General features: G+C 50.1%; 28 protein-coding genes and 1 pseudogene. 22 read left to right on the top strand and 7 right to left on the bottom strand.

Annotated elements, in window-relative coordinates; genetic code table 11:
* Positions 1-26: 26 nt before the first annotated feature.
* From MTBMA_RS06695 to ercA, 4 genes are all read right to left on the bottom strand, one after another.
* Positions 27-1214 carry a YcaO-related McrA-glycine thioamidation protein gene (locus MTBMA_RS06695; protein WP_013296170.1) on the bottom strand — a complete coding sequence of 396 codons (1188 nt, stop codon included), beginning with the start codon at positions 1212-1214 and terminating at the stop codon, positions 27-29.
* Between the two features lie 9 nt (positions 1215-1223).
* Positions 1224-1799 carry a site-2 protease family protein gene (locus tag MTBMA_RS06690; protein WP_013296169.1) on the bottom strand — a complete coding sequence of 192 codons (576 nt, stop codon included), beginning with the start codon at positions 1797-1799 and terminating at the stop codon, positions 1224-1226.
* Positions 1800-1934: 135 nt separating this feature from the next.
* On the bottom strand, positions 1935-3044 hold the full coding sequence (locus tag MTBMA_RS06685) for a sensor histidine kinase (RefSeq protein ID WP_148215626.1): 1110 nt from the start codon (positions 3042-3044) through the stop codon (positions 1935-1937).
* 10 nt (positions 3045-3054) lie between these two features.
* Positions 3055-4197, bottom strand: a complete 1143-nt coding sequence (gene ercA, locus MTBMA_RS06680) for an alcohol dehydrogenase-like regulatory protein ErcA (protein ID WP_013296167.1) — start codon at positions 4195-4197, stop codon at positions 3055-3057.
* A 112-nt stretch (positions 4198-4309) separates the two neighbouring features.
* On the opposite strand from ercA, the gene MTBMA_RS06675 reads away from it, so the two are divergent.
* The 7 genes and pseudogenes from MTBMA_RS06675 (at position 4310) to MTBMA_RS06650 (ending at position 9892) form a co-directional block, all read left to right on the top strand.
* Positions 4310-4792: an HIT family protein gene (locus MTBMA_RS06675; RefSeq protein ID WP_013296166.1), complete on the top strand. Its 483-nt coding sequence runs from the start codon at positions 4310-4312 to the stop codon at positions 4790-4792.
* Positions 4779-5762 (top strand): M24 family metallopeptidase, encoded by a 984-nt coding sequence (locus MTBMA_RS06670; RefSeq protein ID WP_013296165.1) that lies wholly within the window; start codon positions 4779-4781, stop codon positions 5760-5762. The genes MTBMA_RS06675 and MTBMA_RS06670 overlap by 14 nt, the downstream gene beginning before the upstream one ends.
* 103 nt (positions 5763-5865) lie before the next feature.
* Positions 5866-6807, top strand: a complete 942-nt coding sequence (locus MTBMA_RS06665) for a type II secretion system F family protein (protein ID WP_013296164.1) — start codon at positions 5866-5868, stop codon at positions 6805-6807.
* A gap of 12 nt (positions 6808-6819) precedes the next feature.
* Entirely contained in the window at positions 6820-7014 is a 195-nt protein-coding gene (locus MTBMA_RS06660; RefSeq protein WP_013296163.1) for a class III signal peptide-containing protein, read from the top strand.
* A gap of 15 nt (positions 7015-7029) precedes the next feature.
* Entirely contained in the window at positions 7030-8442 is a 1413-nt protein-coding gene (locus MTBMA_RS06655) for a lactaldehyde dehydrogenase (protein ID WP_013296162.1), read from the top strand.
* Positions 8443-8657: 215 nt separating this feature from the next.
* A pseudogene (locus MTBMA_RS09355) lies at positions 8658-8747 on the top strand (chitobiase/beta-hexosaminidase C-terminal domain-containing protein); the annotation flags it as partial.
* A 230-nt stretch (positions 8748-8977) separates the two neighbouring features.
* On the top strand, positions 8978-9892 hold the full coding sequence (locus tag MTBMA_RS06650) for a radical SAM protein (RefSeq protein WP_013296161.1): 915 nt from the start codon (positions 8978-8980) through the stop codon (positions 9890-9892).
* Here MTBMA_RS06650 and MTBMA_RS06645 read toward each other — a convergent pair.
* Complete coding sequence (locus MTBMA_RS06645; protein WP_013296160.1) at positions 9889-10611, bottom strand: tRNA-binding protein; 723 nt, start codon at positions 10609-10611, stop codon at positions 9889-9891. The two genes, MTBMA_RS06650 and MTBMA_RS06645, sit on opposite strands and share 4 nt — an antisense overlap.
* A 167-nt stretch (positions 10612-10778) precedes the next feature.
* Here MTBMA_RS06645 and MTBMA_RS06640 point away from each other — a divergent pair, with 167 nt between their 5' ends.
* The 4 genes from MTBMA_RS06640 to MTBMA_RS06625 are packed head-to-tail and all read left to right on the top strand — an operon-like array spanning position 10779 to position 13081.
* Positions 10779-11108, top strand: a complete 330-nt coding sequence (locus tag MTBMA_RS06640; RefSeq protein ID WP_013296159.1) for a PRC-barrel domain-containing protein — start codon at positions 10779-10781, stop codon at positions 11106-11108.
* Between the two features lie 18 nt (positions 11109-11126).
* Positions 11127-11891, top strand: a complete 765-nt coding sequence (locus MTBMA_RS06635; RefSeq protein ID WP_013296158.1) for an aspartate dehydrogenase — start codon at positions 11127-11129, stop codon at positions 11889-11891.
* A gap of 7 nt (positions 11892-11898) precedes the next feature.
* Complete coding sequence (locus MTBMA_RS06630) at positions 11899-12654, top strand: tRNA(His) guanylyltransferase Thg1 family protein (protein ID WP_013296157.1); 756 nt, start codon at positions 11899-11901, stop codon at positions 12652-12654.
* Positions 12635-13081, top strand: a complete 447-nt coding sequence (locus tag MTBMA_RS06625) for a Mov34/MPN/PAD-1 family protein (protein ID WP_238523359.1) — start codon at positions 12635-12637, stop codon at positions 13079-13081. The genes MTBMA_RS06630 and MTBMA_RS06625 overlap by 20 nt, the downstream gene beginning before the upstream one ends.
* Positions 13082-13163: 82 nt before the next feature.
* Here MTBMA_RS06625 and serA read toward each other — a convergent pair whose 3' ends face one another.
* Entirely contained in the window at positions 13164-14732 is a 1569-nt protein-coding gene (gene serA, locus MTBMA_RS06620) for a phosphoglycerate dehydrogenase (protein ID WP_048901300.1), read from the bottom strand.
* A gap of 47 nt (positions 14733-14779) precedes the next feature.
* On the opposite strand from serA, the gene MTBMA_RS06615 reads away from it, so the two are divergent.
* The 3 genes from MTBMA_RS06615 to MTBMA_RS06610 all read left to right on the top strand — a co-directional run bounded on the left by MTBMA_RS06615 (position 14780) and on the right by MTBMA_RS06610 (position 16212).
* Entirely contained in the window at positions 14780-15580 is an 801-nt protein-coding gene (locus tag MTBMA_RS06615; protein ID WP_193763085.1) for a hypothetical protein, read from the top strand.
* 165 nt (positions 15581-15745) lie between these two features.
* Positions 15746-15922, top strand: coding sequence for a hypothetical protein (locus MTBMA_RS09090; protein WP_171770398.1), 177 nt, complete (start codon positions 15746-15748; stop codon positions 15920-15922).
* Positions 15919-16212, top strand: coding sequence for a hypothetical protein (locus MTBMA_RS06610; RefSeq protein ID WP_048901223.1), 294 nt, complete (start codon positions 15919-15921; stop codon positions 16210-16212). The genes MTBMA_RS09090 and MTBMA_RS06610 overlap by 4 nt, the downstream gene beginning before the upstream one ends.
* A 19-nt stretch (positions 16213-16231) precedes the next feature.
* Here MTBMA_RS06610 and MTBMA_RS06605 read toward each other — a convergent pair whose 3' ends face one another.
* Entirely contained in the window at positions 16232-17167 is a 936-nt protein-coding gene (locus MTBMA_RS06605) for a transcriptional regulator (protein WP_013296152.1), read from the bottom strand.
* A gap of 20 nt (positions 17168-17187) precedes the next feature.
* Here MTBMA_RS06605 and MTBMA_RS06600 point away from each other — a divergent pair, with 20 nt between their 5' ends.
* The 8 genes from MTBMA_RS06600 (at position 17188) to MTBMA_RS06565 (ending at position 25592) form a co-directional block, all read left to right on the top strand.
* Positions 17188-18477: a tRNA(Ile)(2)-agmatinylcytidine synthase gene (locus tag MTBMA_RS06600; RefSeq protein WP_013296151.1), complete on the top strand. Its 1290-nt coding sequence runs from the start codon at positions 17188-17190 to the stop codon at positions 18475-18477.
* Positions 18478-18577: 100 nt separating this feature from the next.
* Positions 18578-19873: an MmgE/PrpD family protein gene (locus tag MTBMA_RS06595; protein WP_238523358.1), complete on the top strand. Its 1296-nt coding sequence runs from the start codon at positions 18578-18580 to the stop codon at positions 19871-19873.
* 106 nt (positions 19874-19979) lie between these two features.
* Positions 19980-20879 (top strand): U32 family peptidase, encoded by a 900-nt coding sequence (locus MTBMA_RS06590; protein ID WP_013296149.1) that lies wholly within the window; start codon positions 19980-19982, stop codon positions 20877-20879.
* Position 20880: 1 nt separating this feature from the next.
* Positions 20881-21723 carry a fumarate hydratase gene (locus tag MTBMA_RS06585; RefSeq protein WP_013296148.1) on the top strand — a complete coding sequence of 281 codons (843 nt, stop codon included), beginning with the start codon at positions 20881-20883 and terminating at the stop codon, positions 21721-21723.
* Between the two features lie 17 nt (positions 21724-21740).
* Complete coding sequence (locus tag MTBMA_RS06580; RefSeq protein WP_013296147.1) at positions 21741-22583, top strand: citryl-CoA lyase; 843 nt, start codon at positions 21741-21743, stop codon at positions 22581-22583.
* Positions 22584-22805: 222 nt separating this feature from the next.
* Positions 22806-23120 carry an ATP synthase archaeal subunit H gene (gene ahaH, locus MTBMA_RS06575; RefSeq protein ID WP_013296146.1) on the top strand — a complete coding sequence of 105 codons (315 nt, stop codon included), beginning with the start codon at positions 22806-22808 and terminating at the stop codon, positions 23118-23120.
* A gap of 10 nt (positions 23121-23130) precedes the next feature.
* On the top strand, positions 23131-25098 hold the full coding sequence (locus MTBMA_RS06570; RefSeq protein ID WP_013296145.1) for a V-type ATP synthase subunit I: 1968 nt from the start codon (positions 23131-23133) through the stop codon (positions 25096-25098).
* A gap of 5 nt (positions 25099-25103) precedes the next feature.
* Positions 25104-25592 carry an ATP synthase subunit K gene (locus MTBMA_RS06565; RefSeq protein WP_013296144.1) on the top strand — a complete coding sequence of 163 codons (489 nt, stop codon included), beginning with the start codon at positions 25104-25106 and terminating at the stop codon, positions 25590-25592.

The following is a 25592-nucleotide window of genomic DNA, read 5'->3' as shown; positions in this document are numbered from 1 at the left end:
ATTTCATCTGTGTGGGCTTATGATATTCACCTGGAGGACCTTATGCGTCCCCCCACCCTTTCAGGGTCAACAGAGAAAACCTCAAGTCCCGGTACAATGACCCTTACAACGGGAACACCAACATCACGGGTTAGATCCACATAGAGTGTCTGCTTCAGGCCCGCCCTCTCCAGTTTATCCAGGGTAATCTCAAGGTCCCTCTGGAATGACCTTGTTGAGAGGTCATCCATATCCTCAAGTGCAATGGTATTATCGGGCTCAGAGAACCAGTGCCTGTTTAGCCTCTTCATCCTCTCATACCCGGCCCTCCTCATGAACTCCGCCCTTACTGTGTCCTCCCTGGTGCCGTGTATCTGGGTGGCCCGGCTCTGGGCAACCTCTGTGAGGGCCCTTATAACTGCAATTTCAGGGTCAAGGTGGGTCCCCACGCCCATGGTGAGGAGTGCAGGGTCCCTGAGCACAACATCATCTGCAACTGCAGCAACCGTTGCAACGCCAGTGTCAGCGGTGAGATCCACCAGTGTTATCTCAACCCCTGCCCTCTGGAACCTTTCAAGTAGACACGTTATTATCCTGTTATCTGTCCCCGAACAATCAATTTCTATTCGGGGACCCCTCCTTGCCTCAAAGAGGCTCCAGGCGTCCCTCTCTATCACCTCCATGAGGCCGTGGAATATGGCCTCCTCCAGGACGTTACCTGATGCAAGGCCATTGGTGTTGGACCTGAAGAGACTCACACATCCCTCAGGGGGATTGTAAGGGTGAAAAACCGCATTTGCAGGTACGTGAATCCTGTCCTGACTTTTTATATCCTCTGCAATTATCCACTCAACCTCAGAGTCTGTATCAGCGTTTGGTGGAAGAATAAGTGCTTCAGGGTCCAGGCGTTTATCCATCTCGGATGGATGGGCCCTCAGTGTTTCGTCCAGGGGACTTCTCTCGGCAGAGTACCTTTCAAAGGCCTCCATCATTGCAGAGGCCCTTGCCTGTTTTCTGGTGGCGCCCTTACCTGCGTATATGCTAACAGCACCCTCCTCCGCTGTCGGCCTTATGGCTGAGAATACAGGTATGCCTATACGATCAAGGTGTGTTATCTCGGTTATCCTTGTGACACCTATGGCCCTGAGTTTTTCCCTGAAGGCCCTGAGTGTCTCTGAGGGCTTCATGGCCCGGTGGGTGCATCCAACATATTTAACAGGAATATCCCGGAACATCTCGATCACTTAGAACATGCTGTTGAATGTGAGTGCAAATGCCGATGCGGCTGCAATGAGCCATATGAGGGGATTCCATCTGAAAACCTTGGCACCATCAAGTACGGCGATTGGTATGAGGTTAAAGAGGGCAAGGAAGCTGTTAACGGCGTATCCAAGTACAGCAACATCGCGAAATGGAGATGGGAGTACAGATGAAGCCATAAGGAATATTAGAGCCAGCATTATGTTGGTGAGGGGCCCTGCAATGGATATCTTCCCGTTAACGTCCCTGTCAATGTAGTTTCCATGTATGTAAACGGCCCCCGGGGCTGCGAATACGAATCCAAAGTAGGAGGTTACAAGCGCCAGTACGAGGCCCTCGAGCCACAGCCTGTATTCGGCCCAGAATCCATACCTTATTGCCATTAACTTATGGGCGATCTCATGGAGGACAAATCCAAGCCCCACAGTAACGAGGGTTGCCGGAAGCCGAATCAGCGCGACCTGCAGGTTTCTACCTGAGAACACATAGGCAAATACTCCGGCGATCACAACCATTGAGATCAGGATATCCCTTACCTCTCCCTTACTGAATCTGACCATGTTTATATTAACATGGGACACGTCTTATAATGCTTTCCATTGCTGGATTGAAAGTGGCTTTCTATTAAATGGAAGATTTAAGAGCAATCCGTCGATGTTATTGGCTGAAAAAATTAAAATGCTCTTTTTAGAGAATTATTTATCAGAATCCACTGACATTCTGTCGGTATAGGGGGGTTCCCTGAATTCTATCCGGAAAAATCCGCCGTCCGCCCCTGAAAAGGTGAGGGTTCCGTCAAGCTGTTCTGTGAGGATTTCAACAAGTTTGAAGCCAAGGGATTTGCTATTCCTGAGATCCTCCTCATTGAACCCCACACCATCGTCTTTCACCTCAAGAATACAGGCAGAGTCCCTCCTTTTAAACCTCACTGTGATTTTGCCTTTATCCCTTCCTCTGAAAGCGTGTTTGAGTGCATTGGTTACCAGTTCACTCAGTATGAGGCCCAGGGGAATTGAGGTTTCAAGGCTCACCTTTATATCATCGGCTTCAAGCGAGAATTCTATATCCTTTCCATGGGAATATGACCTCTGGAGGTTCTTGAGGAGTCGGGAGGCGTACACTCCAAAGTCGATGGAGCTGAAATCACCTGAACGGTATAGCTGCTCATGTATGAGGCCCATGGACCTTATCCTGTCCTGGCTTTCCTCAAGGAGATCCCTGCAAGTGGGGTCCTTGATAGTGTGGCTCTGAAGGCTCAGAAGGCTTGAAATTATCTGGAGGTTGTTCTTGACCCTGTGGTGTATCTCACTGAGAAGGACCTCCTTTTCCCTCAGGGACCTCCTGAGTTCCGCCTCCATTTTCAGCCTCTCGGTTATATCCCTGGCCACCAGGACCGCGTACCTTTCACCATCAAAATCAACCATATCTACCTTTATTTCAACAGGTATCATTTCACGGTTTCTTTTTATAAGGTGCCCCTCCATTGTTATCCTCTCATCGTTGCCCTCAAGGATCCCTTTGAAGCGGGAATGCATGTCCTCAGGCAGAAGATCATAGATGCTGTGCCCGGGTATATCACGGGTTGAATACCCCAGTCTTGTGCAGGCTGAGCGGTTGGCGTCTGTAAGTTCGCCTCCAGGTGTTTTAACCAGGAATATGGCGTCGTCTGTACAGTCAAGGAGTTTCCTGAACCTTCTGAGTTCGGCGAGTGATTCCTGAAGACGGGGATAGTAACTCTTCCTTATGGATTTTTCACCGAACCCTATTATCTTCTCCCTGAGGGTTTCCCAGTCCCTATCAGACATTTCACCACCCTCAAGCCCCATGGAGGGCCCTCCTGAATATCTCCTCAACATCCGTCTTTTCTGGCCGGACCGGGTTTGTAACTATGCAGGGATCCCTCATTGAGGTCTCTGCAAGGGAGGGTATGTCCTCCTCATCAACACCAAGGTCCCCAAGTGTCATATCCATTCCCAGGGTCTCCCGAAATTCCCTTATGTGTTCCTTGAGTTCCTCCAGCCCCGAACCACTGAGTCCCATGGCCCCTGCGATCTTGAGATACCTCTCCCTCGCGGCTTTGAAGTTGAATTCAATAACGTATTCAAGGAGGAGGGCATTTGCCTCACCATGGGGTATGTCCAGCATCCCACCGAGGCTGTGGGCCATGGCATGCACAAGTCCAAGGCTGGCGTTGGAGAATGCAAGGCCTGCCTCGAGGCTTGCAAGCATCATATCCTCACGGTAATCCATGTTATCTGGTTCAAGCACGGCCCGGGGGAGGGCCTGGTTTATGATGCCTATTGAGTCGAGGGCGTTGAGGTCGGTCAGGTGGAAGCTTGCATTGGATACGTATGCCTCAATGGCATGTGCCAGGGCATCCATACCTGTTGCAGCTGTTAGCTCCCTATCCATGGTGAGGGTGGTTTCAGGGTCTATTAGGGATGCGTCAGGCACCATTGTCTTGCTTATGATGGCCATCTTAACCCTTCTATGGGTGTCCATGATTATCGCAAACTGGGATACATCTGCACCTGTACCGGCGGTTGTCGGGATGCATATTATGGGAACCGAGAGTATGGGGATGCGGTCAACACCCTCAAACTCCAGCACATCCATTCTGTTGGATACAACAGCGCCCATGGCCTTTGCACAGTCAATGGGGCTTCCGCCGCCCAGTGCAACGATCATGTTGCACTCCTCTGCATCAAAGACCTCAGCACCCTCCATGACCTCGTGGTCACGGGGGTTTGGTGTTACATCATTGAATATGACATAATCAAGGCCCCCATCACTGAGGCTACGTGTAACGTCATCCACGAGACCGGTTTTCATTATACCATGGTCTGTTACAAGGAGGACCCTTCTGGCCCCGAGGTTTGAGGCGTATCTTCCTGCCAGGAACCTGGCCCCGTTTCCAAAAACAAATTCAGCGGTCACAAATTTTCGAAGCTCCCCCATCTTAACCACCTGTGCAGTTACTGGGCATGGGCTGCATATACATATAAATTAGGTTTAATGATTAATATAAACCTTGAGTATTACCTTGTCCATAGATTTTAGCGGTGATCATGTGCAGGTCTGTGAGTACTGTGGGGTTGACGGTTATTATGGCCGTGAAATTGCCGGGACAGACAAATGGATTGTTTACCTTGCACCGAGCCAGCGCTACCTTGCAACCTGTGTGGTGGCACTTCGGAGGAAATGCAGGAACCTCTCTGAAGTCACCAATGATGAGTGGCTTGACTTTGCAGTGGTTGTGAGGGTGCTTGAATCCGCTGTGGGCGACCTTTTTGGACCGGACCTCTTCAACTGGAGCTGCTTTAAAAATTCGGCTTTCAGGTCTGAAAACCCGGACCCTGAGGTTCACTGGCACTTCATCCCCCGCTACAGCAGACCCGTGAAATTCGGGGGTGAGGTATTCAGGGACCCTGACTTTGGTCACATACCGCTACCCATTGAGTCCAGGGCACCCGATGGGGTTATGGATGAACTTGAACTGGTCATGAAAAGAGCTGTTATGGAAAGACTGGGTGATGTACTTGGAAAGGATTGAAGGGGCACTTGAAGCTATTTCTGGTAAAGCTGAGGTAGCACTCATAACAAAAAGGGAGAATATATATTATCTCACAGGGTTCATGCCAACGGTCACTGCCTTTCTGTTCCTGAGTGATGAACCGGTCCTCTTTGTAAATGAGATGGACCTTGAGTCAGCAGCAGGGCGCGAGGTTCGTGTTGAGGTCTTTAAGAAGGTATCTGATGTCTCTGATATGGTTGAACTAAGGGCCGTCGCGGTTGAACCCTCAATGCCGGTGGGCCTCATTGAGAGAATAGGTCTCGGGAGGGACTTTCAGGTGATGGATCCCATCGCAGATCTCAGGATGGTTAAGGACCGGGAGGAGATAAGAAGGATAAAGGCAGCCCTTAAAATTGCCGAGGAATCATTTAAGAAAATTGAATTCAGCGGCAGTGAATCTGAGGTGGCCGCCAGACTGGACTACCTTATGCGTCTTGGAGGTTCAGAGGGAGTCTCATTCGACACCATCGTAACATCGGCCTCAAGGTCAAGCATACCCCATGCGGTACCCACATCTAACGATTTAGGCTCCCCTTTACTGGTTGACTGGGGCGCTGTTCACAGCGGCTACCACTCTGACACCACAAGGACACTGGTGGAGAGTGAACGGGAACATGAGATCCTTGAAGTGGTAATTGAAGCCAAAAGGGAGGGTTTGAAGGTGGCTAAACCTGGCGTGAGGGCATGTGAAGTCGACAGTGCAGTTAGGGGGGTTATAGAGGAATATGGATACGCTGATAAATTTATACACTCAAGTGGCCATGGTGTTGGACTTGAGGTCCATGAGAGGCCCTCACTTTCAGCCGACGATAAAACGGTTCTCACCAGGGGAATGGTCCTCACCATTGAACCAGGGATATATCTTCCAGGAGAATTTGGTGTGAGGGTGGAGGATATGTTCGTGGTGGGTGGTGGTGTTATGAACAGCCTACCTGATCACCTGAGGTAGGTGTTCATGAACATAACTGAATTAAAAAGTGGGTCGTCATGAATATAGTATAAATAATAGCCCGTAAATAATTAGTAACAGCAAGACTTCAAGTGGTGTGCAGATGGCAGTATTACCGGCAGCATTGAAACCTGTGAGCGAGGCCCTGGAGAGCATATTACCTGATAAACTGCTCCTCAGGGTGCAGGAGACACTCATAAGGACAGGGCTTTATGTGAAGGCATCTGAGATAATAACCCTCGCATTTCTTGCAGGGGCACTCTTTGCTGTTCTTGGATCAGTTGTAGCCGCAGTAGCAGGTTTGAATGTTATCCTTGCAGTCATTGTTGGATTTTTCATGCCATCCATCCTCCTTGGGGCATACATCTTTGTCATGATGGAGCGGCGTGTTGATGCCATTGAGCAGTCAACTCCTGACTTTCTACGTCAGATAGCATCACTGCTGAGGGCAGGGGTGGGCCTTGAATCTGCCCTGGAGGACGTATCCAAACAGGGGGAGGGGCCACTCTACGATGAACTCAAGAGGGCGGTTATTGAAATAAAAATTGGGCGGACATTCGATGACGCCATCCTCTCCATGAGCGAAAGGCTCAAATCCCAGAACCTTGACAGGACATTCAGGATGATCCTTGAGGGTAGAAGGGCAGGAGGAAGCCTATCGGATGTAATTGAGACAGTTGCAGAGGATCTCAGGGCGGTCCTGGCACTCAAGAGGGAGAGGAAGGCCAATGTTATGATGTCGGTGATGTTCCTTATTGTCGCCGCCATAATCGCGGCACCATTCGCCCTTGGTATGATAATGGTCTACTCAGGATTCATGGAGTCTGTGGGGAAACCCAACCCTATCCTTGGTGCCGCCAAGATCGCCGCTGCAGGTTACATCATAATACACTCCATAATTGCAGGGCTCCTCATTGGAATCATAATGTATGGGAGTGCAAGGAAGGGTGTTAAGTTCTCTGTTCCACTATCAATCGTGGCCTATGCAATATTCTATGTTATAGGAAAATTTGGACTGAGCCTTGTTGGAAGCATGGCACCATAGGAGGTTAAGGTTTTGTCTGGGGGTTTAATTGCTGATGATTCAGGTCAGGGGTCAGCCGAGCTGATACTTGTGTTTGGTGGTATAATAGTCATTGTGACCTTTGCTGTGGTATGGTACCGCAACTATGTGAGGTCATCTCAGACTGCAATGAACTCTGATGTTCAGAACGTCACCAACTCCATCAAGGGGCTCAAGAACAAGTTCTAGTTTTAGGGTGGTCATATGGATATGATCATGGATGGTGAGCAGGTGGGGGGAGGTAATCGTTTCAGTGTCAGGAATCCCTTCAACGGCGAGGAAGTTGATACTGTACCCCTTGCAGGTAGGGATGATGTTTTAAGGGCTCTTGAGGCGGCCCACCGTGCAAAAGGTTCCATGTCTGATCTTTCTGCCAGGCGCATCTCTGAGAGCCTCCATGATGTTGCTGATGAGCTCAGGGCAGAGAGGGATGCACTTGCCCGCCTCATAACCCTGGAGTCAGGTAAACCCATAAGGTTCTCACGTGATGAGGTTAAAAGGTCAGTTGAAACCGCACGTCTATGTGCAGAGGAGGCAAGGAGGCTCTACGGCGAATCAATACCAATGGATGCAGGTATTGGCGGGAAGGGACTTATTGGATTCACTGTAAGGATTCCCCTTGGTGTTGTGGCTGCAATAACCCCATTTAACTATCCACTCAATCTCGCCATCCACAAGGTTGGACCTGCACTGGCAGCAGGGAATACCACGGTTCTAAAACCTTCACTTGAGGCGCCCCTCTCCGCACTCAGACTCTGTGAGATACTGAATGAACACTTCCCGCCAGGAGCTGTTAACGCTGTAACAGGAAGGGGCCGGGAGGTGGGAGATCTTATAATAGATAGCCCCCTCGTGGATAAGATAACATTCACAGGCAGTGTGGAGGTTGGAAGATACATATCCAGCAGGGCCTCAATGAAGAAGGTTACCCTTGAACTTGGGGGCAACGATCCCCTAATTGTCATGGATGATGCTGACATTGACTCTGCAGTTGAGGGTGCTGTGAGGGGTTCCTATCTCTACTCTGGACAGGTCTGCATCGCGGTTAAGAGGATGATAGTCCATAAAGATGTGGCCGACGAATTTGCAGATAAACTTGTGGAAAAGACCCGCAGGTTAAGGTCCGGGGACCCACTTGACGCTGAGACGGATATAGGGCCACTTATAAATGAAGAGGCGGCAATTGAGGTTGAGAGGCGAATTGAGGATGCCGTTGATGATGGCGCCGAGCTCCTCCATGGAGGGTCAAGGAGAGGCAACTTTGTTGAGCCCACGGTCCTTGACTATGTGCGTCCTGAGATGGATGTTGTTGCAGAGGAAACCTTTGGGCCGGTGTCCCCGATTATAAGGTTTGCTGATGCTGATGAGGCCTTAAGGATTGCCAATGGGACATGCTATGCACTTCAGGCAGGGGTTTTCACTGAGAACATAGGAACCGCCCTGAGGATGGCGTCTGAGATCGACGCTGGCACGGTTCTTGTGAACAAACAGTCAACCTTCAGAGTGGACCACATGCCATTTGGTGGTTTCAAGTGCAGTGGAATGGGAAAAGAAGGTGTTAAGTACGCCATAGAGGACATGACCAGGACCAAACTTGTAGTGTTAAACAGCAGATGATTTTAAATGTCCCATCAACATTTAACAGCATGTTGAAGAATCTAATGTTAAAGGTTTTATCGTTGAAAACTGGATTTTCATGTTTTAATTTTTACAGAATAAAATATCTTATTGAATTATTTGCATTGATGATTTTGATTAAATGGATGTGGCCATATTTCAGTTCACTTTTATATATGCTGATATTACACCCTTAACGGGCAAATCCAACTCTTAACAGCACAAGATACACAGCACCAATTCTCCTCACAAAATCGGCGACAATCAAATTCATAGCCATTAACGGAGCATCCTCTGCAGTTTCATCAGCCAGCTACACTGTTATGAAGTCTGTAAACCTCAGCTACTACGTCAAGGCGAAGGTCAAGAAAGGGTACAGAAAATGGTACAGGTACATGGCAAATGGAGATACATGTGGCGGTACTACTGGACCTACAGCTACGTTAAGAGGACCAGCAGCTACTGGCAGATAACCTGATACTTATTTTTACATTTTTTGGAAAATGTATTAACAGGTTTTTATATAACTATTTTTATGGACGAACTCATGAACTGCAGGCTATGTGAATGGAGGTGCGGGGCAAACCGTTCCGCTGGTGAGAGGGGCGTTTGCGGGGCTGCGGAGACTGAAATCGCCTACACATCAATTACAGATGTTCTGGAAAGTTACTCGGTAACCTTTCTATCATGCCCCTTCAGGTGTGCCTACTGCAATGCCTACAGAATATCACAGTACCCTGATTCAGGGTGGGTTTACAGGGGTCATATAAAACCCGAGGAGCTGGCGTTAGAAGTCCTCAGGGAACTTGAATCACATGACATATCAAATCTGAGCTTCACTGGAGGTGAACCCACAATACACACACCCTACATAGAAAGTATGCTGCATGAAATAAAAGAGGAAAGGAATGTTGATGTCATACTGGCAACAAATGGATTCCAGACGCCTGAGACCTTAAAGCGCATCATACGGTTCACTTCACTCTTCAGTTTTGAGATAAAGGCCCTTTCAGATGAACTCCACAGAAACCTGACAGGGGCACCCGTGGCTTCTGTACTCCGCAACGCAACCTACCTTGCAGAGAAATTTCCTGAAAAGATAAGGGTTTTCAGGACGGTCGTGATACCCGGCATAAACCACCATGAGATAAGGGAAATAGCATCATTCATTGCAGAAATAAATCCCGAGATCCCCTACCGCCTAATAGGTTTCAGACCGAACTTCCTTCTTTACTACCACAGGGGACCTGACAGAAAACTGATGGAGAAGCTAGTGGATGATTGCAGGGCAGAGGGTCTTGAAAGGGTTGATTATTCAGGCTACTACCCCTTATCAGAATTAAATCTTGAAGAGCGTCTGAGAAAAGCAGGATGCAGTCTCCCAAGGGACTGTGGAAGCTGCAGCAATGAAGTGTGCAGGGCGATTCTCAGGGAGCCATGGAGGGTTTAACCAGCCAGGAAATCCTCGACCAGGTTCCTTGTCTCGTTTAGGGCCTCAAGGGGTATCCCTCTTGGCATTTCACCAGGGTTTCCTTCAACGTCCCTCAGAACACCGTCGGCACCAAGGAACATTCCTTCACTCACAACACCCATGAAGTTCTGGGGCGGCAAAAGGGCCACGGCCACCCTGTCGTTCTCCCTTACATCAGGGTCATTTGTAACAACCTTTAGGGACCTCCCACCCACATTGACATTGCAGATCTGAAGTTTATCTGCAGAAGGGTGCCCCCCAACACTCATAACCTCACCTGCAACTATATCAACTGCAATAACAGGGTCTGCTATCTTCCCAAGCATCAGCCGACCCCTGAGGTTTCCAATGGTGTTCAGGAAGAACTTCACCTTTGCTATGTTCTCCTCGACCCTTTCCCTCTCATCCCTTGAGGCCTCATCAAGGAATTTACGGCTCCAGTCCTCACCCCCCAGGGCATCAACTATCTCCTTGAGTTTTTCATCAATACCTATCATCTCAGGACTTGCTGCAAGGTCCTCAGGTTCAAGGTATGAATATATGAGGCTCTGCAGCGCCCTCTCAATTTCAGAGGCGGCCTGGATGGCGGGTTTCTTCTTCCACTGGCCCCTGAAACCACCTGCCTCAAGGGCCCTCCTGAAGAGGTCAACTGCCTTAACTGCAACCATGAGCCTATAATCCTTACTGGTGTCCCACATTTCAATCACAATCCAGAATCATTTTTAATTCCAGTAACAGCCTTTTTCTTCCGGCCACTGCAGTAATCTGTTATTTCCCTATAACTATTTAAGCTATAAACAATAATATTAACCAACAGTAGGGTTATGCAGCAGCGCTACATGTTTAACTGTCCGGTGGTGGAAAAATGGTTGAATTATCCAGTCTATATGGACTTGAAATATACACCTCAAGGGGTAAGTACGTTGGAAGGGTTCAGGACGTTGTCCTCAACATCAAGAAGGGACGTGTCTCAACACTGAAGGTCCGTCCACTGAGACACGATAAGAAGAATGTGGGTATAAAGGATGTCCTCAAAACCAGCATAAGGATAGTCCCTGAATCAGATGAGATACGACCCATACAGGAGGAGGGCATAATCGACATAAACTATGAACGTGTCCAGGCGGTTGGAGATATACTCATAATATCCCCTGATGTTTCAGTGGAGAAAAAGGTAAACCCCATTGAATCCTGATTTTTTCTGTGTGATGACATGATCGTGGGTATAGTGGGCTGCGGAGCAATAGCCAACCTTATAACGGGTTTCGTGAGGGACGGCAAGGTACCCGTTGAACTGGGATTCTTCTATGACAGGGACCTTGAGAGGGCAGAAAACCTGGCATCCATGGTGGACGGGACCGCGGTCCTTGATGTTACCGACATGCTCCCCCACGTTGACCTTGTGGTGGAGGCCGCATCACCTGAGGCTGTAAGGGAACTGGTCCCCGGGATACTTGAGGCCGGTAGGGACGTGGTCGTTATGAGTGTCGGCGCCCTTATGGACCCTGAATTAAGGAGCCTGCTTGAGAAGAAGGCCTCAGAGAATAATGCCGAGATACATGTACCCTCAGGGGCCATAGTGGGTCTTGATGGCCTGAAGGCGGCATCCATGGGCAGTATAAGGTCAGTTAAACTTGTTACAAGGAAACCCCCAAGGTCCCTGGGCATCAGCATGGATGAGAAGAAGGTCCTCTACACTGGTAAGGCATCGGAGGCGGTTAAGAGGTTCCCCCTCAACATAAATGTGGCCGCAGCCCTCAGTCTCGCCTGCGGAAGGGATATTGATGTTGAGATAATAGCGGACCCTGCAGTTGACCGTAACGTACATGAGGTGACCGTTAAGGGGGACTTCGGGGAGTTCAAGACTATAACAGAGAATGTCAGGTGTTCCATAAATCCCAAGACAAGTGTGATGGCCGCATATTCTGCCATAAGACTCCTTAAATCCCTCAGTGAGAACATGCACATTGGAACCTGATGGTATGATGCGAGAACATGAAGTCTATTCAAACCTCAGGGTGCCACCGTCCTCCCGCATAGTACTGAGGCTTGATGGGAGGGGTTTTCACAGGCTAACAGCAAAGGCAGGATTTAGGAGGCCTTATGATGATGTCTTCCGTGACATCATGGTTTCAGCGTGCCTTGAGATCATGAATGAGTTCAGCCCATCATTCATATACACGTTCTCTGATGAGATCAATGTACTCCTTGATTCTGTCCCATTCTCAGGAAGGGTTGAAAAGCTTGACTCGGTTTTCCCGGCTTTTGCATCATCATCATTCACAATTGGGGCCGTCAGTAGGGGTTTATCACTTGATAAACCTGTTTCATTTGATTGTAGAGTTATACCGCTCGGTAGGGAGGTGGTCTGGGAGTACTTCAGGTCAAGGCAGGATGAGGCCTGGAGGAACTGCCTCAACAGCTATGCATACTGGACACTGAGGGATGAAATGGATAGAGATGATGCCGCGAGAACCCTTAATGGGATGAAATCGGATTCCCTCCATGAGCTGCTCTTTGAGAGGGGTTTGAACATCTCAGAGGTGCCTGCATGGCAGCGGAGGGGTATCGGGGTCTACAGGGCTCCGGTGAAGGTGAGGGGCTACAATCCCCTTACTGAGAGGGTGGTCTCTGCGGTGAGGATGAGGGTGAAGGTTGACATGGAACTTCCCCTCTTTACAGAAGGATTTTTTGAGGGACTTCAGGGTTTTAAGGAACACAATGGATCAGAGAGCGCCTGATAGAATGGGTTTAATTGAAAGGATCCTTGATTTTATGGGTGTAAAACCGGTAAGGAGGGTGCTGATTGATTCCGATGTCATTGAGGAGGCCCTGGAGATCGCAAGAAGGTCACATCCCCATGAATTTGTGGCGCTCCTTGAGGGAAAACAGGAGGGTGATGCCCTTCACATCACTGGCCTTATATTCCTGCCATCAAGGACCTCTGATGAGGGGGCTGTTATGGATGTTCTGATGCTCCCACCATTTACAGGTACTGTGGGGTCGGTGCACTCCCATCCTGGCCCCAGCAATTTACCATCGGGTGCTGATATGCAGTTCTTCTCAAAGAATGGTCTTTTCCACATGATAATAGCACACCCCTACACTGTGGAAACAATCGCAGCCTATACAAGGCAGGGTGTGCCTGTGGGGTTTGAGGTTGTTTAAAAAGGGATGTTTTTTCTGGGATTATTGGGTCTAGCTATAAAATAAATAAAGGGATTTTTTAGGGGTCTAATTGTTGGTAGACTTATATTTCTATTGCAACAGCATCGTCCACGTTATCAAGCTTCTTGACCTCGTCTATGACCTCAGAGGGGACACTCTGGTCAACCTTGAGGACCATGACGGCCTCGCCACCGATCTCCTTCCTTCCCACCTGCATGGTGGCTATGTTTATCTGGTGCTCGCCCAGCTTGGTGCCGATGGCCCCTATGGTACCGGGGAGGTCCCTGTAGCGTGCTATTATCATTGTCCCCTCTGGCTTCACATCCACCCTGTAGCCGTTGATACCGATTATTGTGGGCTCCTTGATATGGGTGGCATCCACGCTGAACTCTCCCCTGTCAGAAACAGCCCTTACCATTATGATGGACCTGTAGCCGTCAGCCTCTGACCTGCGGGCCTCTGTAACCACGATACCCCTCTTCTTTGCAATTGCCGGTGCATTTATGAGGTTCACAGGTTCTGTGAGTATGGGGTTGAGGATGGCCTGCAGCATGGTCCTTGTGAGGATATCGAACTGCATATCTGCAAGTTCACCGCAGTAGGTGACATCCAGTTTCTCTATGTTGCCCGGGAGGGCCTGTGTGATGATGCTGCCCAGTTTCTCTGCGATCTCGGTGTAGGGTCTGAGGGACTTGTAGGTTTCCTGGTCCATCACTGGCATGTTAAGGACGTTCCTGGGTGAACCCCCCTGAAAGACTGTTTTTATCTCATTTGCAACTATTATTGCGGCGTCCCTCTGGGCCTCAGCTGTTGAGGCACCTATATGTGGTGTGAGAACAACGTTCTCAAGTTCAAGCAGTGAACTGCCCTCCGGGGGCTCCTCCTCGAATACGTCGAGGGCCGCCCCTGCTATTTCACCATCCCTGAGGGCCCTGTAGAGGGCTTCCTCGTCGATTATACCTCCACGGGCACAGTTAACTATGAATGCGGTTTCCTTCATCAGTTTGAATTCATCCTCTGAGATGAGGTGTTTTGTCTCAGGGGTGAGGGGTACGTGTATGGTCACAATGTCGGATTCCCTTAGGAGTGTTTCAAGGTCTGTGACGGTCACACCCATCTCCTCGGCGGCCTCCCTGCTTATATAGGGGTCATATACCAGTATGTCCATTCCGAAGGCCTTTGTCCTCACAACAACCTGTGAACCTATACGGCCCATACCTATTATACCGAGGGTTTTGCCGTTTAGCTCTATACCCATGAACCTGTTCTTCTCCCATTTACCCTCCTTGACTGATTTATCTGCAAGGGAGATCTTCCTTGCGAGGGCCAGCATGAGGCCTATTGAATGTTCGGCAACTGTTATGGATGTTGACTCCGGGGCGTTTATGACCATTATACCCCTCTCTGTGGCGGCCTTAACATCCACGTTGTCAACGCCCACACCCGCCCTTGCGATTATCTTGAGGCGGGGGGCTGCCTCTATGACTTCCCTAGTGACCTTGGTCCGGCTCCTGACAACTATGGCATCGAAGTCCTTTATGGCCTCAAGGAGCTCCTCGGGTGTTATGGTTGTGTTAACCACAACCTCCGCCACCTCTTCAAGTTCAGATATTCCCTTTTCGTTGATGGAATCAGCAATAAGCACTTTCATCTCTGGCATAATTTCACCACACTTATCACAATGAAGATCTTTATAGAATGATAGAGGAATCTATAGAGGTAGGGTATATTATAATTATTGGTGTCATGGAGGAAGATGTGATGTTCACTGGTTCAGTTACTGTTGATGGAGTTGAGCTCCCGGAGGCATTCCTGGGAAGCGCACCGTTCACCGCGGCACCCTACTTTGGGCACCGCTCACGGCTGTATGAGATGGACCTCAAAAGGAGACCTGAAAACATTGCGGAGGTGCTCATGGGGGCATATGACGCGGGTGTGAGGGGATTTCAGATCATTCCTGAGGGCTCTGTGCTTGAGGCACTTGAAATGGCAGTTGATGCCGGGTGCAGTTTCAGACTCATGGGCACAGTTCGGGAGGGGCGCCTTGAGGAGGACCTCGGGACCCTCATGGATCTTGGTGCGGTGGCGGTTCTTCTTGATGAGCACTACACGGATCTTCTACCAGCCGTTGAGGTGGCCGGGATCCTTGATGAAATTGAGGTCATATCCGGCCTCATAACCACAATGCCTGGGGCCACCACCAGGCGGCTCATTGATGAGGGGGTTGATAACTTCCAGCTTTACATGATACCCCTCAACAGGCTGGGTTATATGATGGATTTCCCGGTTTTCCTTGAGGAGGAACGGGCAAAACTCAGGGATCTGCTCCTTGAACTTGGAAAGGTTGTTGTTGCCGAGAAGGTACTTGCAGCTGGGATACTCTCACCTGGGGAGGCCTTTAAATTCCTTGGGGGTGCTGACTACGTTGACATGGTCACTGTGGGCGCGGCATCTGCTATTGAAGTGAAGGAGACATTCGGGGAACTCTTCAGGTTATGATCTTGCCTCTGGAGCATAACCTCCCCCACCCATCATCATATTTAATATTTTCTATAGGAATGAAATCGTAAAATAGAGGTTAATGCTTTAACATTTAACATGTTAAAGGACACATTCCATTGTTCATGAATAAACTCCCCTCATGTCAGTTTATGGGGTGTGGTTATGGATACTGCGACAAAGGTGCTTGTTGTAATCTGTTTTATTCTAATAGGGGCCCTGGGCTTTATCTCAGGCATGTTCCTCAAGTCACCCCGCGGCGGGGATCAGTACTACAATATGACCATCACCGGCGATACAGAAGGTGGGGCTCCTCAGGCCCCGGCTGGCACAGGGTCATGACATTCACAGGGTCCGAATCGGATTACCGCTACATTAACATCATGGGCAACAGGCTACGAGTTGTTTTTTCAGCGGCTCCTCTGGTGAATTACGATGTGAACAGCATCACCGTGGATGTCCTCAGGGATGGATACACCGTTGCCACTGATACCGTGGACTGGGGAGCCACTGAGTCATCTGCAAGGAAAAAGAGGATACTTGAGGTTGAGGGAGGCCCTGGTGAATACTGCATCGCGGTTTATGCAAGCGAAATCAGGGACTGGAAGGTCACGGTGTGGGATTACTACTGAAAGCTGATGATAGTAGGGTTCAGCTGCAGGTCTTCCTTTCCGCTATCACCTTCAGGAAGTCCCTGCTGCTCTCCATTTCACCTATCTCCCAGCTCTTGATAACAGGCACGCCATCCAGGTTCTCACTTATACGGGGATTGTCAATTATAAAAACGGATTCTGAACCGCTTACAAGTGACAGGTCCCGCAGCGGCACAGCCATCCTCCTGAGGGTCCTTGAATCCCTCCCCTTCTCAAGGTCCGTTATGACGGTACTCTCAAATTTCAGTTCCTTTGCAACGGCATCAAAGGGTGTCCTCTGGGTTTCAATCATTCCAAACCCAATATCACCCAGCCTTCCCCTGGGCCTTATTTCAACTTCATCCCTCTCAGGGACACTTAAGATGTCAATTGAGAGTGTTATCCTTATGTTGAGTATCTCCTCGAGTTTCATGGCTGTTTCAGGCGAGGCCCTTGCAAGCCCATTCTCATACTTGTAGATGGTCTTGCGGGATACGTGGGCAAGGTCTGCAAGGTCCTTGAGTGAGAGGTTGTATTCCTCACGGACCTCCCTTAGGGTTCTTCCGTCTATCTGCACATAGTAACCGCCCCGGTCAGCTATAACCTCAGGGTACTCCCCATCAACCACCATGTTCCTGAAGGTTTCAGGGGCAATGACCGGAATACCGTGCCTCTCATAGACAACATCCTCCTCAAGGTACTCTGTCTTTGACCTTATACCGATGAGAAGTGGTGATGCCAGGAACGTGTGTGCAAGGGTTTTTATCTCATGGGCCTGCAAACTATTTATACCATCAATGTTCACAAGGACCTTAAGCAGAAGTAGAAGGAGCTTCCTCCTGGCCATGAGGTCAAAGCAGCTCCTCTCATATATGTGGGATGTTTCAAATCCGTTGCTGATAAGAAGTTCATGTATCACCCTTAATACATCTTCCCTTTTAACAGATTTATCCAACTGGATCACCGGGTGATTTAATGTACAGAATTCATGTGGGTATAGATGATACCGATTCCCCCGATGGGATGTGCACAACCTATATATCATGCTTTATAATCCATGAACTTAAAAGTTGCGGTTTCACCACTGAGGGTTACCCGCGGCTCATAAGACTTAACCCCTTTGCACCCCACAAGACCCGGGGTAACGGTGCGGTGGCATTCACCGTGAGGGCCGAATCAGAGGATGAAATGGATGATATCAGGGATATCGTCATTCGCAGTGTTGAGGAACTCGCGGAGCTTGATAATGAGAGGACAAACCCTGGGGTGGTCTTCTATACCGGTGAGATCACAGATTCCATGAGGGAATTTGCCATATCAGCCATAAGGAGAATACTCAAAATTGAAGATGCCAGGAGGGTTGCAGAGGAGGTGGGGGCAGAGGTTCATGGATTCAAAAGGGGGAGGGGGGTCATAGGGGCCCTTGCAGCCATCGGCTGCCCCCTTGAGGACAGGACATATGAACTTCTCACCTACAGGGTCCCTGAGAACTACGGAAAACCCCGCCAGATAGACCCTGAATCTGTGAGGCTCATGGACGCTGAAACAGGCGGTGAGACCTTTGACAACGTTGATGGTGACTACATTGCAATAGAGCCCCATACACCCTGCCCAATACTCTATGGTATACGCGGCGAATCCCCTGAGGTTCTCCTGAGGGCCATGGAGATGGTTCGTGTCTATGAGGAGATAGAGAGGTTCTGCATCTTCGAGACAAACCAGCACACAGACCAGCACATTCAGGATGCAGGCAGCATAGCTGAGATGGAGACATTCGGCTGCTACCGCATCAGCGGTGAGGTGCTTGACAGCCCAAGGGTGATTGAGGGGGGCCACGTATTCTTCACCCTTGGCGACGACTCCGGCAAAATCGAATGCGGTGCCTATGAGCCAACAAAGGACTTCAGGAAGGTCATCCTTGAACTCATACCCGGGGACAGGGTCACCGTTTATGGGGGTATCGGGGCCCAGGGGACACTTAACATTGAAAAGATACACCTTGAGAGGGCCGCTGAACTCTACGTAGAGGAAAATCCCCTCTGTACATGTGGCAGGCGAATGAAATCCGCAGGCAGGAATAAGGGGTTCAAGTGTCCCTCATGCGGGCGGAGGGTAAGAAATTCCAGAAAGGTTAAGAGGGTACTTGAGAGGCCACTGAGGGAGGGCTACTATGAGGTCCCCACCTGCGCCAGAAGACACCTATCAAAGCAGCTTGTGAGGATGGGAATTTCTGGTGGCTGTTACCCTTCTGAGGGGTTTAGGTAGAGGATGGGAATTTCTGGGGGCTGTTATCCCTCTGAATTAATAAAAAATGGGAAACTTTATAACAATCACTGTTATATTTAAAGGCAACATAGTAGCATCAATGATGACAGGAAGGCTTGCAGAATTTGTATCATCACTCTCATACAGGGACCTCCCTCCTGAGATCATTGAAAGGGCAGAGATATGCGTCCTGGACTTTCTGGGCGTCTCACTCAGGGGTTCAGGGGAGAGGAGCGGTCTTTTGGCACTCAGGGCACTGGGCACCGGTGAGGGAAATTCGACGGTCATAGGCCATGGAAGGGGCTCTGATGAAAGGGCGGCGCTTCTCAATGGCATATTTGCCCATAACCTTGACCTTGATGACGGCCACAGGGGGGCCCAGATGCATCCAGGTGCATGCGTGATCCCCGCGGCCCTCGCAGCTGCAGAGGCCCTGGATGCAGAGTTCAGGGAGTTCATAGCAGGGGTTGTGGCAGGTTATGAGGTGGCCATCTTCATGGGCCTCCTCGCAAACCCCGGCCACAGGAAGAGGGGCTTCCACACCACAGGTACCTGTGGCACATTTGGGGCCGCCGCAGCCGCAGCCAGCGTAATGGGCCTTGACTGTGAGGAGACAGTCAATGCACTGGGACTTGCAGGGACCCAGGCAGCAGGACTCCTTGAATCAGACCATGCCGGCTCAATGGGCAAGCACCTGCACGCCGGGAGGGCGGCCCAGTCAGGACTCATATCTGCAAAGCTTGCACTGGAGGGTTTCACAGGGGCAGAGTCCATAATTGAGGGAAAGGAGGGGTTCCTCAATGCAATGTGCCAGCCCCCATCAGAGGTACCTGAAACTGGTGTATTTCACATAGGAGACGTTTACCTCAAGAGGTACCCTGTCTGCAGGCACCTTCACTCCACCCTTGACTGCGCCCTTGAAATACTTGGAATGACCAGATTCTCCGCATCAGAGATAGATGAGGTCCTCGTGGAGACATATGATATTGCAGCAGAACACAACAGCTATTCCCCGGGAACGGTTGAGGCGGTGAGGCAGAGCTTGCCTGTTTCACTGGCCATAATCCTTGAGAAAGGGGATCTTAGGGTTGAGGACCTTGAGATGGCCCCTGATGTCATGGAGACCGCATCAAAGATCAGAATAATGGTAGACCCAGAGATGCAGGAAATGAAGAACAGGAGACCTGCACGTGTTACAGTGAGACTGAGGGATGGCAGTGTCCACACAGCCTTCAGAGAACTCCCATCAGGGGAGCCAGAGGACCCCTACACCTGGGAGGACATCCTTGAGAAGTTCACACTCCTGAACCCGGATTACAGGATAGATAAACTGGATATCCTGAGGGAGGCATGGTCAGAGAGTATCTCCGAGATAATCTCTGAGATCCTTGACTGATACATTGGGCGGAGCTCTTGCCTGATACTGGCTTGATTGAGATATGCTCAGAACACTCCTCTGGGCTACTGATTAAAGGGCATAATTAAAACTGGAGGTGAAAAGTTTGGAAAAAACCCGCAGATACCTTGATAGAATCGGAATAGGAGTCCCCGAAGGTGAATCAGAGAAGAGATTCAGTGACGGCGGACAGTACCGCTTTGAGGTCCCCGGGATACAGAGACCCGGGGCCATGAGGGCCCTCCTGGATGCCATGGAAGAACATGACGTCAGGGTCCACAGGGTAACCCAGACGAAGGGTATAATGCTCCTCACCGACGGTGAGATTGAGGAGATGGCTGAACTGGCCCGTGAAGCAGACATAGAACTCTTCCTGAGTGTGGGTCCCAGAGCAACCTATGATACAAGTGCATCTGCAAGGACACCCGAGGGTTCAAGGATAGGTTACAGGCTCAGGGGATACGACAACCTGGTTTATGCGGTTGAGGATGTTCGGAGGGCTGCTGAACTCGGTGTGAGGGGCATAGTGGTCTACGACGAGGGACTCCTCTGGGTTCTTGGGAGGATGCGAGGCGACGGTGAAATACCTGCGGACCTCCACTTCAAGGTCTCAGCCCACTGCGGGCACGGTAACCCTGCATCAGCACGGCTCCTTCAGGATATAGGCGCCGATTCCCTCAACCCTGTGAGGGACCTCCAGATACCCATGCTTGCAGCAATAAGGGAGGCCATTGACATTTCCATCGATGTCCACACAGAGAACCCCAAGTCATCCGGTGGATTCATAAGGCACTACGAGGTCCCTGATATAATAAGGTATGCATCCCCGGTTTACCTCAAAACAGGGGGATCTGTGGCGGGACACCATGGATGGGACACCACAGAGTCACAGGCCCGTGAGAGGATAAGGCAGGTTGTGCTTGTGAGGGACATGATAGAGCGTTACTACCCTGAGGCTGTGTTCTCATCCGGGAAGGACCTCGCGGTACCTGTGGGGGGAAGGTAGATTGGATATAGCAGCACGGGTGAGGGATGCCCTTGTAAGGGCAGGTACAACCACACCACCGGATGTTATGCGGGCATATAAGCGGGCCCTTGCGAGGGAAGAGGATGAAAAGGCAGCATGGATCCTTGAACTTCTCATTAAAAACGCCAGGATAGCCGAAGAAAGCGGCAGACCCCTCTGTGATGACACAGGGATACCCCACGTCATCGTTGAGGTGGGTGAAGACGCCCTCCTCCCGGGCGGCTTCTTCAACCTCATAAGGAGGGGGATTGCTGAGGGCCTCCTTAAACTTCCAGGAAGACCCATGGCGGTGCGTGGCGATGAGATTGAGAGGATAGAGCAGAGCCGGGGCCTCTACAGTGACCCGTCAAAACTTCAGCCGGCACCCTTCCTTGTTGAATCAGTCCCGGGAGACGAGGTCAGAATCCATGTTCTCCTCCTTGGGGGCGGCCCCGAGATAAGGGCAAGGACCAGAAGGGTTTTTCACAGACACAGCTATAGAAAAGTATTTGAGGAAGTTCTGACATGGATGAAAACAGAGGTCCCTTTACTTGGATGCACCCCGTGCATACCTGTTATAGGTATTGGGAGAACTCATTTTGAGGCCACGAGCCTTATGCTCAGGGCAATGGCCACTGGAAGCCTTGATGAGCAGTCTGAAATTGAGGATTACATTACAGAATCCCTTAACAGTACCGGAACAGGACCCCTGGGTCTTGGGGGATCCACAACAGCCCTTGGTTCCCTGGTGAATGTGGGGCCTCAGAGGGCCAGCGGCGTCAGAATAGTCTCAATGAGGCTGGCATGCTGTGTGGAGCCGAGAAGGGCAACCATAAAACTGTAGATCTCTGAGGTGAAGGAATGGCTATAGGAAAGGATTCACTTGAAAATGTATTCAGGATGGGTTCCCCGAAGTGGAGGACTTCCATTACGAGGGTTGAGCCCAATCGGATTGTTACCAGGGGTTATTCTCAGGAGGATTTGATTGGTGGTGTTTCTTTTTCTGAGATGGTTTACCTGTTGATTCGGGGTGAGCTTCCGCCGGGTAATGTTGCGAGGATGCTGGAGGCTGTCCTGGTGTCCTTCTGTGATCATGGTGTGACCCCGCCCAGTACTCAGGCTGCCCGTATGATTGCCTCTGCCGGGTCCCCGGTGCATGCCTGTATTGCTGGTGGTCTTCTTGCCTTTGGTAAGAATCATGCCGGGGCCATTGAGAGGTCCATGAAGCTTTTCCAGGAGACTGTTTCAGGGTGTGAGTCTGAGGATGAGATTCCTGAGGCTGCTGTGAGGCTGGTGGATGATCATCTGCGGAGGAACAGGAAGGTGCCTGGTTTCGGGCACAGGTATCATAATGCGGATCCCCGGGCTGTCAGGCTCCTGGACCTTGCAGAGGAGTACGACTGTGTGGGCCCACACACGAGGCTTGCGGTTGAGGTTCAGAACATCCTACTTGAGCGTAAGGGTGTCAGGATGAACGTTGATGGTGCCAACGCAGGGATACTCTCAGATATGGGTTTTGACTGGCGCACAGGGGCGGGCGTGTTCATGATAGGACGGCTCCCGGGCCTCATATCCCACGTATACGAGGAAAAGGTGCGTGAACCAGCCTTCAGGAAATTCTTCGACATCGAAGAAATACACTACGACGGCGAGGAGGAGAAGAACCTCTCTACCGGCGCAGACCTTGAACCAATGCCTGAGTAGCAGAAACCTTCAGGCAGCATAAAATCATTTTATAGCAAATAATAACCTTTATAATACCATTAAATTAATTTAAGTCTCATAATATGATTCACTGAACCAAGGGAGGGATTCAAAAGGCTTTGTTCACCGAATAGGTTTAGTTGAGTATCATAAACTCTGGAATAAAATAGTAAAAGATAAATATACCCCGAAATAGACCTTTGCATTAATAGGGTGATTTACATGACAACCATATCGGAAGCTATCACTACCATAAAGAAGGCTGAAAATGACGCTGACAGGTTAATTCAGGAGGCCAGAGAAAAATCATCCCAGCTAATCGATGACGCCAGAACCAGGTCCAGCGAACTCCTTGAAAATGCTGAAAGGGAGGCCAGTGAGAAGGGCGATGAGCTCATAATGGAGGCAGAGGAAAGGGCCAGAAAGGAAGCCATCAGCATTTCAGGGAAGGCAAAGCGTGAAGTGGAGACAATGAAATCAGCGGCAATGGGCAGAGTCCCTGAGGCCGCCAGCATTATCGTGAAAAGTATCTTGTAGTGTGAGTAACATGTTTCTACCGGCAAGGATGCGAAAACTCAAGATCATAACCCTGGACCAGTACTCGGATTCAGTGGTTCGGTCCTTGCATGAGGAGGGAATAACCCAGATCGATGACATCTCCGAGCGCATCCAGCAGGATGCAGAGTGGCGCCAGATCCTTAAACCATCGAGGGCAACACCATACACAGGAAGGGTGTCATCCCTCCTCATGAAGACAAGCGGTATCCTGGACTTCCTTGGCTCAGTGGCAGCCCAGGAGAAGGGCCTCAAGGATACCCTGAAGGAGTTCATCAACCCCCCTGTCTTTGATAAAAGGGAGGTTGAGGAACTGGACACAGAATCACTCCTGGAAAGGGCTGAGGAAATCCTGGGAAAGGTCGAATCAGAGACCAGGGTTATGGAGGAAAAATTGAATGAGCTTGATTCAGAAAAAGCAAGCCTCGAATCAAGCCTGACAGTTGCAGAGAAACTGAAAGAATTTGATATTGATTTTGCCGATCTCCATGCTTCAAAGTACATAACCGGAATCGCCGGGAGAATACCCTCTGAAAACCTGGATGAAATCCGGGAAAAACTCTCAGAGATCACAGATGAACTGATACTCTTCGATGCAGAGGGGGAAACCAGGGCAGAGCGCATTTTAATAATAATAACCCTCAGGAAACATGGGGACAGTGTGGCCTCACTCCTCAGGAGAATGGAATTTGAGCGGTTCGAGATCAGCGAACTCAGCGGAAGACCATCAGAGGTCATATCCTCCTCAGAGACACGCATTGCGGAAATTGAGGGGGAAAGAAGTGAGATCATCTCAAAGCTGAGGGAGATAAACAGTGAATGGGAGGACGAACTCCTTGTCCTCAAGGAACAGCTTGAAATCGAGAAGGAGCGAAACGAGGTTTTCTCACTCTTCGGCGAAACCGAGAAGACAGTGATGCTGGAGGCATGGGTGCCCCTCAAGGAGGCCGATAGGGCCATCGAGGTTGTTGAGGAGTCATCCGAGGGCCACTGCGTCACTGAACTCGAGGAACCAAACCCCGAGGAGGTTCCGGTGCTTCTGGACAACCCCAGATTCGCCAAACCCTACGAAAACTTCGTGGAGATGTACTCACCACTGAAGTACAACGAGATCGACCCGACGATCTTCATGGCCTTTGTGTTCCCGTTCTTCTTCGGGTTCTGTCTCACAGATGCAGGGTACGGTATACTGGATGCACTCATAGGACTCATACTCTACCGCGGCCTTGGTAAGGTCAACCGGTTCATGAGGGACTTCGGTATAATCATGATGTCCTGTGGGGTATGGGCCTTCATCCTCGGGATGGTCACCAATGGATTCATAGGGGACTTCTTCCCACGGTTCCTGAACATTCAGCTGCCAACGGTCATACCGGCCATAGACGCATTTGTGAACCCCCAGAACATACTCATAATGGCACTCACGGTTGGTGTGCTCCACATCAACTTCGGTTTAATCCTGGGGGCGAGGAACAACATAAGGCTCGGGAACATGAGGGAGGCCCTCGGGTCACAGATAGTCTGGCTGATACTTGAACTGGGTATCATCCTCTACATCTTCGGAGGAATGTTCCTCGGGGCGCCAGTGATAATCCTGGCAGCTGCAATGCTGCTCTACTACAACGGCCTCTTTGGCCTCATGGATGTATCAGGGTTCCTGGGTACGCTCCTATCATATGCCAGGCTCCTGGCCCTCTGTCTATCAACAGGGGGTATAGCGATGACCGTTAACATCCTCACAGGACTGAGCTATGAGATGATACCGGTCATTGGAGTCGTTCTGGCCCCGATAATATTCGTGTTCGGGCACCTTGCCAACAACGCCTTCCAGAGCCTTGGTGCCTTCATAAACTCACTTCGTCTGCATTATGTGGAATTCTTTGCCCAGTTCTATCTGGGCGGAAAAAACAAGTTCAACGCATTTCGTGCTGAAAGAAACTTCACTAAGATAAGGAGGTAAATAGAATGGTTGAAATAGCATTAGGTACTGCTTTAGCAGCAATAGGTGCTGGAGTTGCAGTAGGATTCGCAGGTCTTGGATCAGGATTAGGTCAGGGTATAGCAGCCGCAGGAAGTGTGGGTGCAGTTGCAGAGGACTCCGACATGTTTGCGAGGGGTATTATATTCTCAGCCCTCCCGGAGACACAGGCTATTTACGGGTTCCTGATCGCCATACTTCTCCTGGTGTTCTCAGGGCTCCTTGGAGGAGGAAAGGGCCTGGATGTAACAGCAGGACTTGTGGCTGTGGGTGCAGGTGCAGCCATAGGATTCGCAGGTCTCGGTTCAGGTATGGGTCAGGGTATAACATCAGCATCATCAGTGGGTGCAGTTGTTGAGGACCCTGACATGTTTGCGAGGGGTATTATATTCTCAGCCCTTTCAGAGACACAGGCCATCTATGGTTTCCTGATCGCCATACTTCTCATGGTCTTCGGCGGAATACTAGGAGGCTAA

This window comes from Methanothermobacter marburgensis str. Marburg (genome assembly GCF_000145295.1).
In the GTDB taxonomy this organism is placed as follows: domain Archaea; phylum Methanobacteriota; class Methanobacteria; order Methanobacteriales; family Methanothermobacteraceae; genus Methanothermobacter; species Methanothermobacter marburgensis.
This window is presented reverse-complemented; position numbering and strand designations above follow the sequence as displayed.

What these genes read in the sequence shown, in the direction of transcription:
- MTBMA_RS06615 (WP_193763085.1), top strand. Translation starts at nt 14,780, where the DNA reads ATGATAGAGGAATCTATAGAGGTAGGGTATATTATAATTATTGGTGTC.
- MTBMA_RS06600 (WP_013296151.1), top strand. Translation starts at nt 17,188, where the DNA reads ATGTACAGAATTCATGTGGGTATAGATGATACCGATTCCCCCGATGGG.
- MTBMA_RS06655 (WP_013296162.1), top strand. Translation starts at nt 7,030, where the DNA reads ATGGATATGATCATGGATGGTGAGCAGGTGGGGGGAGGTAATCGTTTC.
- MTBMA_RS06685 (WP_148215626.1), bottom strand. Translation starts at nt 3,044, where the DNA reads ATGTCTGATAGGGACTGGGAAACCCTCAGGGAGAAGATAATAGGGTTC.
- MTBMA_RS06645 (WP_013296160.1), bottom strand. Translation starts at nt 10,611, where the DNA reads ATGTGGGACACCAGTAAGGATTATAGGCTCATGGTTGCAGTTAAGGCA.
- MTBMA_RS06570 (WP_013296145.1), top strand. Translation starts at nt 23,131, where the DNA reads ATGTTTCTACCGGCAAGGATGCGAAAACTCAAGATCATAACCCTGGAC.
- MTBMA_RS06690 (WP_013296169.1), bottom strand. Translation starts at nt 1,799, where the DNA reads ATGGTCAGATTCAGTAAGGGAGAGGTAAGGGATATCCTGATCTCAATG.
- MTBMA_RS06650 (WP_013296161.1), top strand. Translation starts at nt 8,978, where the DNA reads ATGGACGAACTCATGAACTGCAGGCTATGTGAATGGAGGTGCGGGGCA.
- MTBMA_RS06625 (WP_238523359.1), top strand. Translation starts at nt 12,635, where the DNA reads ATGGATCAGAGAGCGCCTGATAGAATGGGTTTAATTGAAAGGATCCTT.
- MTBMA_RS06630 (WP_013296157.1), top strand. Translation starts at nt 11,899, where the DNA reads ATGCGAGAACATGAAGTCTATTCAAACCTCAGGGTGCCACCGTCCTCC.
- ahaH (WP_013296146.1), top strand. Translation starts at nt 22,806, where the DNA reads ATGACAACCATATCGGAAGCTATCACTACCATAAAGAAGGCTGAAAAT.
- MTBMA_RS06610 (WP_048901223.1), top strand. Translation starts at nt 15,919, where the DNA reads ATGACATTCACAGGGTCCGAATCGGATTACCGCTACATTAACATCATG.
- MTBMA_RS06635 (WP_013296158.1), top strand. Translation starts at nt 11,127, where the DNA reads ATGATCGTGGGTATAGTGGGCTGCGGAGCAATAGCCAACCTTATAACG.
- MTBMA_RS06580 (WP_013296147.1), top strand. Translation starts at nt 21,741, where the DNA reads ATGGCTATAGGAAAGGATTCACTTGAAAATGTATTCAGGATGGGTTCC.
- ercA (WP_013296167.1), bottom strand. Translation starts at nt 4,197, where the DNA reads ATGGGGGAGCTTCGAAAATTTGTGACCGCTGAATTTGTTTTTGGAAAC.
- MTBMA_RS06595 (WP_238523358.1), top strand. Translation starts at nt 18,578, where the DNA reads ATGATGACAGGAAGGCTTGCAGAATTTGTATCATCACTCTCATACAGG.
- MTBMA_RS06640 (WP_013296159.1), top strand. Translation starts at nt 10,779, where the DNA reads ATGGTTGAATTATCCAGTCTATATGGACTTGAAATATACACCTCAAGG.
- MTBMA_RS06665 (WP_013296164.1), top strand. Translation starts at nt 5,866, where the DNA reads ATGGCAGTATTACCGGCAGCATTGAAACCTGTGAGCGAGGCCCTGGAG.
- MTBMA_RS06695 (WP_013296170.1), bottom strand. Translation starts at nt 1,214, where the DNA reads ATGTTCCGGGATATTCCTGTTAAATATGTTGGATGCACCCACCGGGCC.
- MTBMA_RS09090 (WP_171770398.1), top strand. Translation starts at nt 15,746, where the DNA reads ATGGATACTGCGACAAAGGTGCTTGTTGTAATCTGTTTTATTCTAATA.
- serA (WP_048901300.1), bottom strand. Translation starts at nt 14,732, where the DNA reads ATGAAAGTGCTTATTGCTGATTCCATCAACGAAAAGGGAATATCTGAA.
- MTBMA_RS06565 (WP_013296144.1), top strand. Translation starts at nt 25,104, where the DNA reads ATGGTTGAAATAGCATTAGGTACTGCTTTAGCAGCAATAGGTGCTGGA.